This window comes from Microcoleus sp. Pol12B3 (assembly GCF_036701355.1).
Taxonomy (GTDB): domain Bacteria; phylum Cyanobacteriota; class Cyanobacteriia; order Cyanobacteriales; family Microcoleaceae; genus Microcoleus.
Map to the genome: position 1 here is coordinate 24,302 of NZ_JAUBQS010000062.1, position 12,395 is coordinate 36,696.

The following is a 12,395-nucleotide window of genomic DNA, read 5'->3' on the forward strand; positions in this document are numbered from 1 at the left end:
TAATTTAGAATGGTATAACAGGCTAAAAAAGTCGATGCCAAGTCAATTCCTTTGTCGTCGCATTTAAATTCCAGCGCAACAATTGAGTTGCCGATTTGCCCATAATTCCAGAAATTCCGATCGCCCTTCTCGGAGATTCAGTTGCCAGGGCGATCGCACTTTCGGCATCGCAAATCCCCCACTCCACCAAATTCTGCACTCCCGCCAACAGTGGCAGAGTTGTACCTGCCAAAGTAGCAGATTCCAGAGGCGAGTGGTAATCTAATCTTACCCAAGCTGTACCTTTTCTGACTTCAATTTGTCTGGAATCCCAAGGATAAACACCGTCAGGCAAACCCAAAGGAGCCAAAGCATCGCTCACTAAAAAAACGCCTTTTTCATACCTACCAGCGCGCAGAAAAAAATCAATCATTGTCGGAGAAACGTGCTTCCCGTCAGCAATTAAACCGCATTTTACGCTAGGATGAACAATCGCCGCTCCTAACAAACCCGGTTCTCGGTGGTGCAAACTCGGCATCGCATTAAAAGCGTGAGTTACCATTGAAGCTCCCCGCTCAAATGCTTGTTGGGCTTGCTCTGCCGTCGCTTGAGAGTGTCCGAGACTCACGGAAATTCCCAAACTTTGCAAATAGGAAATTACTTCGCCAGTGCTGTCTAACTCCGGCGCTAAAGTAATTATTTTGACAATATCGGCACAATCTCCTAAAACTTGCTTGACATTTTCTATAGTGAGCGGTAATAAAAACTCAACTGGGTGAGCTCCTCGCTTCTGGGGGTTGAGAAAAGGGCCTTCGAGGTGAACACCGAGAATTTCCGCTGTTTTAGGCTTAATTGTTGCCGGAGCAGCGGTTTGTACAGTGCGGATATAATCAGCTATAGTCGAGAGCGATCGCCTAAATTTATCCAGCGAAGTTGTCACCAAAGTCGGCAAAAAAGCATCGACTCCCTGATTCCACAAAAATTGACAAATTTTCGGCAACATTTCAATATGCTTGCTTTCTAAATCGGGAAAAGCAAAACCTAGGGCGCCGTTAATCTGCAAGTCAACACCGCCGAGAGAAAGCCAATCGCCTGCTACATCAAGCACTTGCAAATCGGGAGGACAAATCCGTTTAAATACGGCGCCCATCGGCCAAACTTCTTGAATGATGCCCATTTCGTCAACAGCAAGCATCTGCAAATCCTTGCAACCGGGGAGGCGAACATTGAGAATATCTGTGCGGGCGGCAGGTAGGGTTTTGGCTTCAGTCATCCGATTTTAGATTTTAGATTTTAGATTTTAGATTTAATATTCGCTACGTATAAATCCGGTGGGTGGCTATGAGGAGGGGGAGCTTTTTGCTTTTTGCTGGCTCCAGGGTGGCTCAGACAGCGGCTTGTGGTCAAATTGCTTTTAAGGGTCAGTTTGGGTACAAAATATCTAAATTGGAGTTAACGCAATCATTTAAAATTAGCATTTATCGGAAATCTCAAATCTGAAAATTTTATGAATCAAGCGACAGTTGGAATTATCATGGGTAGCGATTCGGATTTGCCAACCATGAAAGATGCGATCGCAGTTTGCGAAGAATTCAGTGTTGCTTGCTCCGTGGCGATAGTCTCGGCGCACCGCACCCCCGATCGCATGGTGGAATACGCCCAAACCGCGCACCAACGAGGCTTGAAAGTCATTATTGCAGGAGCCGGGGGAGCAGCGCATCTCCCGGGTATGGTAGCATCTTTAACGCCCTTGCCAGTAATTGGCGTGCCTGTACCGAGCCGCCACCTGCAAGGCCTAGATTCGCTGTACTCGATCGTGCAAATGCCAGCCGGGATACCCGTAGCAACAGTGGGGATCGGCAACGCTAAGAATGCTGGCTTGCTGGCAGTTCAGATACTGGCAGCTCATCAGCCGGAATTACTAGAGCGAGTCTTGGATTACCGCAAAAATTTGTCCGAATCTGTACTGAAAAAACAAAATCAATTAGAACAGCTAGGCTATCATAACTATCTCAATCTCAACAAATAATCCATAAACTTTTGTAGTAAGATTGGAAAGTTTTCCGAATATTGCTGAGCTTACTAGCCGTAAAGAGGGTAAAAGTGATTAAAATGACTGTCGGAAAGAAAAAGTCGAAACAAGTCAGGCGAGAGGCTTTCAATTTGCCAGCAGCTAAATTTTTTACGAAAGTCAACAGGTTGAAGAAGTTACCACGGGCGATCGCCCGCCTCACTCCCAGTTGGCAAGCTTGCATACCTTTAGCAGCAATCATCGTCTTGGTTTGGGGATATGCGGCCGTAGCCCAAACAGCTCCCGCGCCAACCACCGAGCAACAATTAGCAAGCCTTAAGGTGGGCATGGATACCATGTGGGTCATGGTGGCGGCGATGCTAGTGTTCTTTATGAACGCGGGTTTCGGTATGTTGGAAACCGGTTTTTGCCGCCAAAAAAATGCAGTGAACGTGCTGTCCAAAAACTTGATTGTTTTTGCGCTTTCTACGATCGCATTTTGGGCGATCGGCTTTGCATTAATGTTCAGCAACGGCAACGGTTTTATCGGCACCAGCGGCGGATTTTTTCTGTGGAATGTGGCGGACAACAGCCCCGCCACAGGAGACGCTTATCAAGGCATTTTCAACTCCTTAAACTGGACGGGAGTGCCTCTTAACGCTAAATTCTTTTTCCAATTAGTTTTTGCGGGAACGGCTGCAACGATCGTTTCGGGAGCAGTTGCAGAGCGAGTTAAATTCATTGACTTCTTAATTTTTAGCTTGCTGCTAGTAGGCATTGCTTACCCAATTACCGGACACTGGATTTGGGGCGGTGGCTGGCTGGCAAAAGCAGGCTTCTGGGATTTTGCCGGTTCGACAGTGGTTCACTCGGTAGGCGGTTGGGCTGCTTTGATGGGAGCGGCATTTTTGGGGCCGCGGCTGGGCAAGTACCGCGACGGCGATACTGTGGCGATGCCGGGACACAATATGAGCATTGCCACCCTGGGCTGTTTGATTCTGTGGTTGGGTTGGTTCGGGTTCAATCCCGGTTCGACAATGGCAGTCGATCCAAATGCGATCGCCCACATTGCCATCACCACTAACACCGCCGGCGCCTTCGGGGGAATTGCTGCAACGATTACTGCTTGGCTGTACTTGGGTAAACCCGACCTTTCGATGATTATCAACGGCATCCTCGCCGGCTTAGTCGGGGTAACAGCTAGCTGCGCTTGGATCAATGTCCCCAACTCTGCCATTATCGGCACGATCGCCGGTATCCTGGTAGTTTTCGCAGTAACTTTCTTCGACAACTTGAAAATTGACGACCCTGTAGGCGCAACTTCAGTTCACTTAGTCTGCGGCATCTGGGGAACTCTGGCGGTTGGCTTGTTTGCGGACGGGCCTACAACTGGACTTTATACCACAGGTCCGGCAGCCGGATTGCTCGTGGGCGGAGGCTTCGGTCAACTCTGGGCGCAGTTGGTCGGCATTATCTGTGTAGCCGGGATGACCGTGCTGCTGAGTACGATTTTTTGGGCCGCACTCAAAGCTTTGCTAGGTATCCGCGTTTCTGCTTTAGAGGAGGCTGAAGGTTTGGATATCGGCGAACACGGGATGGAAGCTTACACCGGGTTTGTTAAGGAAACTAGCTTGGACAACAGAATTGAGGGTGGCTACGGTGGTTATGGTGGGGGTTCTGGAGCCAAGACTACCAAACTGTAAAGCGTGCGAAGGGAGCGACCAATTCAGCTTTCATTTCCTAGATTAGCTATTTATCAGCTAATTCACGCCTTTATTCAGAAAAACTCCCTGAAATAGCCGCCAACTTATGGCAGTCTATCGTTGTGCTCGCGTTGAAATCTTCGATGCGAACGCGGGCATATTTTTATTGTTAGTTTACTTTTAATGTCGTACATATAGCAGTTTTTGATTTCATGAGATCTGCGCAGATAATTGTTAATTGGTAATGGGGAAATAGGAATTGAGAAGCTCTAACTGACGAGCTTTGTAAACTGGTGTATTGATTAGAGTTTATCGCCAATTGCTTTAAGTTCTTCAACGATGCGCTTGTTTTTGGGATTCCTGCTGCCATCAAGGCGGGAGGAGATAACAGTGATTATTTCTAGTATATCTTTAGCTAAATCCTCGTCACAGCTAGCATTTTCGGTTTGATTTATAATCACTACCTCTGTCCCAAAGTGTTCGCACAAATTAAAAATTAGTTCCGAACCAAATCTCAGCAGTCTGTCTTTGTGAGTTAATACCAGCCTTTCTACTTGATTGTCTGCGATCGCCCGAATGAGATTTTGTAAACCCCGCTTACTGTAATTAACCCCAGAACCCACATCATCAATGATTTGGAATTGCCAGCCGTGAGATGCACAAAACAATTCCAAAACTTGTTTTTGTCTGTCTAAATCATCTTTTTGGTCGTTACTGCTAACCCGAGCGTAAGCTATGGTTAAAGCGCCGTTGGGTTTTAAGCCGAGAAGATGAGCTAGGTCATACCGTCTGTGACCGTTAGCCGTGCGTTCTGGTATTAGTTTGCCTTCGGCTTCCCACCTGCGTAAGGTAGAAGCGCTTACACCTTTAATTTTGGCTGCTTCAGTTATAGTTAATTTTTTCATTTTTGGATTTTAGCATCACAACTGAGTAAGTTCGATCACTTTTAGATATATTTTTGTGCCTTGCAGCAGCTTTGACAAATCCGATTGCGGTGCAAGAAAGTTTGGTAGGCAGATTTTTTATGGTAAAGTAGTGCGAAAAAGCAAAGTTCTGCATCGCCGCCCTTGCCCAACACAGCACAGTGCTTGATTCTTACAAGAATTGAGGCTTGAATTGAGCGGTAAAATTTGATGCAGCAATCAGTGCACATTATTCGGTGTGAGGCCTGCAAATAGCTTGAGTTTATGGAGAAGTTTGGAGGAGGTAGCAGAAGTAGAACTCATAAATCCCTCTTAGGAATGGAAGTTAGCCGATCGAAAACTATTCCGGTTTGGGCTTTGCTATCTTTGGTGACGAACGGGGTACTGATGTTCACAGTCGCTCAACTACTGCTGCGGGGACACAACTTGACAGAAAGTTTCCAGGCGAATGATGCGGTGACGGCAGAAGTGGCTGAGGAACAAAATGACAAACCGATCACCTCTGCAAACGCATTGCTAGACGTACCCGTTCCAGGACCGCGACATAAATGGACTTACCAGCAGTGGGTGACGCAGTTGGGTCGCGAAGCTGAGGCGGCGGCTGCGAATCGACCATCAAGACTGAGTGTTTTGGCTGGGGATTCTCTAAGTATGTGGTTCCCAACCAAGCTGTTACCAGTCGATCGGTTTTGGCTGAATCAAGGGATTTCGGGGGAGACTTCCGTGGGTTTGCTCAAGCGGTTGCAGTTGTTCGATAGAACCGCGCCGGATACGGTATTTGTGATGATTGGGATTAACGATTTGTTGCGGGGAACCAGCGACGAAGGGATTTTGGACAACCAGCGGCAGATTATTCGCGATTTGCGGTGGGCTCACCCCAAAGCACAAGTGGTTGTGCAGTCGATTTTGCCTCACAGCGGGGAACAAGCTACTTGGGAAAATCGCGATCGGCTGTTGGCGATTCCTAATAGTCGGATTAGGGCAATAAATCGACGCCTGAAAGAAATTGCTAGTTCTGAGAATGTTTTGTATCTGGATTTGTACCCGCTGTTTGCGGATGCTGACGGCAATTTGCCAACCGAACTCAGCACAGATGGCTTGCACCTTAACGATCAAGGTTATCTGGTTTGGCGATCGGCCCTGCAACTGTTCGATCAGATGCAGTTGAAAAATTAATCCTTAGTCCTTAGTTAGAAAGATAAAGGATGAAGTCATATTCTCCCCAACTCTCCCCCTTTCCTTCTCCCACTCTCCCCAACTCAATAGTCTCCCCCTCTCCGATTATTTTGCGATCGCGGCCTATTTCAAGTAGCCACGGATAGATTAAGAAATATGATAGTTAGCTATTTAGTATAGGGTGATACAGAATAACTGTGGGTACAAATGGTGCAATCCAAAAGGCATAGACCATTGGATGGATAGTTGACGAATTTAGATGAGTCCGGCTATACGAAGTCGGGGGGTTGAGGATTGGGGAATTATCTATTGAAGATTTGTTCCGCTAAAACAGGGACTTAAAACCAAATAACTATTGCATCTAAAATCCTCCCATCTAACATCGGCTCGGTCTTCCCTGAAAATTGCTGAGTATGAGAAGGTACAACTAACGTGATCAAAAAAAGTTTAACGATCGGCATCATGGCACTGTGGCTGTTAAGCGTACCGCTGACGGACAATGCCTTAGCTCAAGATGCTGCTGGTGCTGCTGCGGTGGCGCCGAATCCGATCGACAGCGGCGATACGGCCTGGATGTTGGTCTCCTCAGCACTGGTATTACTGATGACACCGGGGCTGGCGTTTTTCTACGGGGGACTGGTGCGATCGCGCAACGTCCTCAACACCATGATGATGAGCTTAGTCATGATGGGACTGATCGGCGTCACCTGGACCCTGTGGGGCTATAGTTTGGCTTTTGATGTCACCCCCAGCAACCTCAATGATAAAGGGTTTGCTCAAGGGATCGAAACCTTCATCGGTGGCTTAGACTGGATGTTCTTGAACAATGTCACGGCGGACAAACCAGATCCGATCGGCTACGCGCCGACCATACCCCACCAAGTCTTCATGGTGTACCAGATGATGTTCGCCATCATCACTCCAGCCTTGATTTCAGGGGCTATCGTCGAACGGGTAACATTTAAAACCTATTTCTGGTTCGTGCTGCTGTGGTCTACCTTCATCTACTCTCCTCTAGCCCACTGGGTTTGGGGTAAAGGCTGGCTGGGGGCGATGGGAGCTCTCGACTTTGCCGGTGGCACCGTCGTACATATCAGTTCCGGCGTATCAGCCGTAGTCGCAGCTTGGATGATCGGGCCCCGCAAAGACCACTTGAACAAGCCCCACACCCCCCACAACGTACCCTACGTCTTGCTTGGAATTGGGATACTGTGGTTCGGCTGGTTTGGCTTCAACGGCGGTAGCGCTTTGGGATCTGGTTCTTTAGCAACAGTGGCTTTTGTCACCACCATGATTTCAACAGCAGCCGGCGGTTTAACTTGGACAATTGTGGAATGGGTTCTCAGAGGCAAACCGACAGCAGTCGGAATTGCCAGCGGTTTCCTAGCCGGATTGGTGGGCATCACACCTGCGGCTGGATTCGTACTTCCAGTGGGGGCCCTTTTGATCGGATCGATCACTTCCGTTTGTTGCTTCTTTGGCGTGAGCTTGCGAGCTAAGCTGGGATTTGACGACTCTTTGGATACCTTCCCAGTTCACGGCCTCGGCGGGACTGTAGGGGCGCTGCTGACTGGGGTATTTGCAACTAAAGCCGTGAACGCGGCCGGAAATGACGGGCTGTTTGCCGGGAATCCGGGGCTAATCGTCACCCAGTTTGTAGGCATTCTAGCTACTTACGTGTTTGCGGCTGTCGGCACTTTTGTGATTTTGAAAATTCTGGCGCAGTTTATGGAACTGCGAGTGCCGTCATCTGCTGAAGACCAAGGTTTGGATATCGGTCTGCACGGGGAAGAAGCTTACGGTGAGGATTTTGCCGGCGGTTTCAGTTCGTTTGAATCGGGTTCTCCTTTTGCGCCGAAAAAGGTTTGAAACTATCATAAGACTGACGCACTCCAGCCTGTGAAACCCGGTTTCTCGGTAGAATTATCGGCTCCCAAGCAGATTTTTCTAAGAAACCGGGTTTCTTTGCCGAATTTTGCGCCGAAGAAGGTTTTAATCGGTGATTGGCCGTTAGAGTCAATAATATTTGGGTTGCCCCGTTTTGCAATTGTTGCAGGCGGGGTTTTCAAATTTGAGATAGGAATTCTCCAATGGTTCTAAAATCAAAGGTAATTAACCTAGATTTCAACTCGATACCGCATGGATACTAAAGCTTTTAAACGATCGCTCCAACAGTCTGAAAACTACCACCGCAAGGGTTTCGGACACGAAGCTGAGGTAGCTGGCGTGATGCAGACAGCTTATCAAAGCAGTCTGATCCAGCAAATTCGGGACAATAATTACAGGCTAGAACGCGGCGCAGTCACGATCCGGCTGGCTGAGGCTTTTGGATTTTGCTGGGGGGTGGAACGCGCTGTAGCTATTGCTTACGAGACTCGCCAGCATTTCCCAACCGAACGGATTTGGATTACTAATGAGATTATTCACAATCCGTCTGTAAATCAGCATTTGCGGGATATGGAAGTTGGTTTTATTGCTGTTGAGAAGGGACAGAAAAATTTTTCGGTTGTCGATAGTGGCGATGTGGTAATTTTACCTGCTTTTGGGGCGAGCGTCCAAGAAATGCAGTTGCTTAATGATAAGGGCTGCAAGATTGTTGATACTACTTGTCCTTGGGTTTCTAAGGTTTGGAATACTGTTGAAAAGCACAAAAAGAGGAATTACACTTCGATTATTCACGGTCAATACAAGCACGAGGAAACTGTTGCTACGAGTTCTTTTGCTGACAAGTATTTGATTGTGTTGAATTTGCAGGAAGCTGAATATGTCAGCAATTATATCTTGCATGGGGGCGACCGCGATGAGTTTCTTGCTAAATTTAGCAAGGCTTATTCTGCTGGTTTTGACCCAGATGCGGATTTGGAAAGTGTGGGTATTGCCAACCAAACTACTATGCTCAAAACTGAGACAGAGAACATTGGTAAGTTGTTTGAAAAAACGATGATGCGGAAGTTTGGTCCTGAAAATTTGAACGAGCATTTTCAGAGTTTTAATACTATCTGCGATGCGACTCAGGAACGGCAAGATGCTATGTTGAGTTTGGTTGAAGAAAAGTTAGATTTGATGCTGGTGATTGGGGGTTTTAATTCTTCTAATACTACGCATTTGCAGGAAATTGCGATCGACAAAAATATTCCTTCTTATCACATTGATTGTGCAGAGCGCATTTTACCGGGAAATCGCATCGAACACAAGCCTTTGGGGGCAGATTTGGTCGTAGCTGAAGGTTGGCTACCGGAGGGTAAAATTGTAGTCGGCGTGACTTCGGGTGCTTCTACGCCGGATAAGGTTGTTGAAGATGCGATCGATCGCATTTTGACCATGAAACCCGCAGCAGTTGCCTAATTATATCGTTTTCGCTGCCATCGGAATCATCCTTTTGCGAGTGCTGTGCGATCCTCTCGCAAACAGAGTATAATTCCGATGTTACCGGATTTGATATTAAATTAATTTCAATCGATGAATCCTCCGCAATTACCCGATAGCTCGCATTTTTGATACTATCGATCGGTATCATCGCTCCTGTGAATTTCTCCCCTGCTTCCCTAGGTTATTTTTTAAATAAAATATTAAAAACTCGCTTTTTTTTTGGCTAAAAAGCTTGACTTGGCTAGCTTGACAATGTATACATTAGATAATCTGAATAGTGAACAAAATGTAATTTATGTCACCACTCCCATTATTTAATATATACTCCAAAAATAAACTGAAATAAATAGGTAAAAACTCCTTTTTTTGAGCCGCAATTTGAAACTGCCAAAGGAAAACGAACGATACAAAAATCGATGGAAAAAAGGCTAATTAAGCTTTGCAGGCTATCCTAGATTGTCTGGTGTCTGCCTGAATCACAAGAGGCAAAAAAGCGATTTCTAGAATCTCAGACTTAAGGCAGATGCAAGGAGTAACCCGACTAAACTAAAAAAATCACTCGCACACTTGAGCCTTAAATTTATAGGCTTTAGTCGCCGTTTCTGAGCGTGCCAAAAATTTGGGTATTCTTAATCCAGCTACAATTAAAAAAAGCAGGACTCCCACGCCGACTATTTCATGAAACAATCGCTGACTCCCCAAATCACCGCAGGTATCGGAATGGTCGTGGCGCTGCTAATTTTCAATGCGGCAACTTCCTACCGCAACACTCTCAAGTTGGTCGAAAACGAACGCTGGGTAAGCCACACTCACCAAGTTTTAACCGAACTCGAAGCTACGCTTTCCACGTTAAAAGATGCTGAAACCGGACAGCGCGGTTATTTGCTGACGGGAGAAGAACGGTATTTAGAACCGTATTACAGCGCGATCGCCCGCATCAACCAGCAAATAGCCGGATTGCAGCAGCTAACGGCTGACAATAACCGGCAGCAACAGCGCCTTCGCGATTTGAAAATTGCGATCGGTTCTAAATTAGCCGACCTTGAAAGAACCCTCAATCTGCGACGCAAACAAAACTTAGCAGCAGCCGTGCGAGAAATAAAAACCGGTAGGGGAAAGCAAATCATGGGGGACATTCGGCAGCAGATAGCCACCATGACTGCCGAAGAAACTCAGCTATTGCAGCAGCGCGCCCGAGAATCTAAAAAAAGCGCTAATTTGACCATCCTGACTTTTACCGTTGCGAGTTTAGTAAATTTCCTGTTGATGCTGTTGGTTTACTATTTGGTGAAGCGCGATCGAACTTTGCGCGACAATGCCGAAATTAAGCAAAATCAACTTTTAGACCAGCTAGAGCACGATCGCCACTCCCTGCAATTAAGCGAAGAACGTTTCCGCAGCGCCATTCTCAACGCACCGCTGCCAATTATGCTGCACGCTGAAAACGGAGAAGTTTTGCAAATTAACTGCGCTTGGACAGAACTCTCAGGCTACGAACACTCAGAAATTTCCACAATTGAAGATTGGACAGAAAAAGCTTACCACAGCCGCAAATCCCTAGTGCAAGAAGATATCGAGCGGCTGCACCGCTTAAACGCCCGCATTTCTGAAGGCGAATATATGATTGCCACAGCCAGAGGCGAAACTCGAATTTGGGAGTTTTATTCCGCACCTTTAGGCCAGCTTTGCGACGGCAGAAGTTTAGTAATTAGTACCGCCATTGACGTAACTGCGCGCAAACAAGCAGAAGCGGAAATTCGGATGCTCAACGCTACCTTAGAACGGCGAGTAGAACTCCGCACCAATCAACTTCAAGCAGCTAACGAAGAATTAGAAGCTTTCGCCTATACCGTAGCCCACGATTTGCGTGCCCCCCTGCGGGGAATGCAAGGATTGGCTGAAGCTTTATTAGAAGATTACCGTGACCTCCTCGACGAACTGGGTCAAGAATACGCCCAGCAAATTGTTAATTCTGGGCAACAACTAGAAGAATTGATCCAAGATTTGCTAGCTTACAGCCGCCTGAGCAGCACAGATTTATCTATGCAAGTTTTAGACTTAGAATCTACTGTTGCCGAGGCAATTGCTATGGTACAGGCTGACGCTAAATCCAGGCACGCTCAAATCAGTGTTCGATCGCCCTTGCCTGCGGTAATTGCCCACCGTGTTACTTTAGTTCAAGTAATCGCCAATCTGCTCACCAATGCTATAAAATTTGTGGAAGGCGCACCACCCCAAGTACAGATCTGGGCTGAGGAAATTGAGCAGCCTCAAGAGGGAGAGACACAGAGCAATACAGTGGGAGAATTGGCAAGGGCGACAGTGGGACAGTGGGAGCATTCCCAGTTACTGATGGTCAGTAGCCTATTGCCAGTCTTCATCATCCGTCTGTGGGTAGAAGACAACGGCATCGGTATTGCTCCTGAACATCAAAAACGCATTTTTCGCGTTTTTGAACGGCTTCACGGTATCGAATCTTACCCCGGAACTGGTATAGGATTAGCTATTGTAAAAAAAGGAGTCGATCGCATGGGCGGTCAAGTAGGAGTGGAATCTCAAGTAGGACAAGGCAGTCGATTTTGGATACAATTGAGGAAGCATGAGGCAAATGCAGACGATTTTGCTGGTGGAAGATAACCCCGTTGATATTCTATTAATGCAGCGGGCTTTTCGCAATGAGGCTTTGGCTAATACTTCGCTGCAAATTGTTCGAGATGGAGATGCAGCGGTTTTTTATTTAAATGGTGACGGAGAGTACAGCGATCGCGATCGCTATCCTTTACCTGCGATAATTTTACTGGATTTGAAATTGCCCAGGCGCTCCGGTCACGAAGTTCTGGTTTGGCTGAAGCAGCAGCCGGAACTAAAACGCTTGCCGGTGGTTATGCTTACTTCTTCTAGCCAAACACTTGATGTCAAGCGAGCTTACGATTTAGGGGTAAATTCTTATTTGGTTAAACCGATCGGGTTTGCTTCTTTAGTGGAAATGATGCAGAGTTTTAGCCAGTATTGGCTCAATTATACCGAACTGCCGGAACCTCTATAATTTGCGCGTTTTTAGTGGCGATTTCTCGATTTTTATTGCTTGTTTCCTCGTTACCAAGCTCTTTGTGGTAGTGGCGGTTTCTCGATTTCTATTACTTGTTTCCTCGTTACCAGCTGGCGGGGTGACAACCCCGCCGCAACCAAGATAGAGTGAGGTGTTAACCGACTTGTGGTAAAAAAAGATAGGTC

At 46.9% G+C, this 12,395-nt stretch carries 10 protein-coding genes; 7 read left to right on the forward strand and 3 right to left on the reverse strand.

All coding sequences use genetic code 11. The features are described 5' to 3' along the window. Positions 1-22: 22 nt before the first annotated feature. Positions 23-1,252 (reverse strand): N-acetylglucosamine-6-phosphate deacetylase, encoded by a 1,230-nt coding sequence (gene nagA, locus QUA53_RS23750; RefSeq protein WP_333100133.1) that lies wholly within the window; start codon positions 1,250-1,252, stop codon positions 23-25. A 234-nt stretch (positions 1,253-1,486) separates the two neighbouring features. Here nagA and purE point away from each other — a divergent pair, with 234 nt between their 5' ends. Both purE and QUA53_RS23760 read left to right on the forward strand, forming a co-directional pair. Further along, the gene (gene purE, locus QUA53_RS23755; protein ID WP_333100134.1) at positions 1,487-2,008 is read left to right on the forward strand and encodes a 5-(carboxyamino)imidazole ribonucleotide mutase; all 522 of its coding nucleotides are present in this window, start codon (positions 1,487-1,489) and stop codon (positions 2,006-2,008) included. An 83-nt stretch (positions 2,009-2,091) separates the two neighbouring features. Next, a complete protein-coding gene (locus tag QUA53_RS23760) occupies positions 2,092-3,693 on the forward strand; it encodes an ammonium transporter (protein WP_333100135.1) in 1,602 nt (533 codons plus the stop codon). Between the two features lie 302 nt (positions 3,694-3,995). On the opposite strand, the gene QUA53_RS23765 is transcribed toward QUA53_RS23760, so the two are convergent. Continuing rightward, on the reverse strand, positions 3,996-4,598 hold the full coding sequence (locus QUA53_RS23765; RefSeq protein ID WP_333100136.1) for an IS607 family transposase: 603 nt from the start codon (positions 4,596-4,598) through the stop codon (positions 3,996-3,998). A gap of 336 nt (positions 4,599-4,934) precedes the next feature. Between QUA53_RS23765 and QUA53_RS23770 the strand changes: the two genes are divergently transcribed. From QUA53_RS23770 to QUA53_RS23790, 5 genes are all read left to right on the forward strand, one after another. Then, positions 4,935-5,792, forward strand: coding sequence for an SGNH/GDSL hydrolase family protein (locus QUA53_RS23770; protein WP_445243254.1), 858 nt, complete (start codon positions 4,935-4,937; stop codon positions 5,790-5,792). Between the two features lie 432 nt (positions 5,793-6,224). Next, positions 6,225-7,661: an ammonium transporter gene (locus tag QUA53_RS23775; RefSeq protein WP_333100138.1), complete on the forward strand. Its 1,437-nt coding sequence runs from the start codon at positions 6,225-6,227 to the stop codon at positions 7,659-7,661. 270 nt (positions 7,662-7,931) lie between these two features. Continuing rightward, positions 7,932-9,137, forward strand: coding sequence for a 4-hydroxy-3-methylbut-2-enyl diphosphate reductase (locus QUA53_RS23780; protein WP_333100139.1), 1,206 nt, complete (start codon positions 7,932-7,934; stop codon positions 9,135-9,137). 702 nt (positions 9,138-9,839) lie between these two features. After that, on the forward strand, positions 9,840-11,798 hold the full coding sequence (locus QUA53_RS23785) for a CHASE3 domain-containing protein (protein WP_333100140.1): 1,959 nt from the start codon (positions 9,840-9,842) through the stop codon (positions 11,796-11,798). Then, entirely contained in the window at positions 11,761-12,207 is a 447-nt protein-coding gene (locus QUA53_RS23790; protein WP_333249125.1) for a response regulator, read from the forward strand. Before QUA53_RS23785 ends, QUA53_RS23790 begins: the two co-directional genes overlap by 38 nt. Here the strand turns inward: QUA53_RS23790 and QUA53_RS23795 are convergent. Next, positions 12,202-12,395: hypothetical protein (locus QUA53_RS23795; protein ID WP_333100142.1), on the reverse strand; the 194-nt coding region annotated here is incomplete at its 5' end. The genes QUA53_RS23790 and QUA53_RS23795 overlap by 6 nt on opposite strands.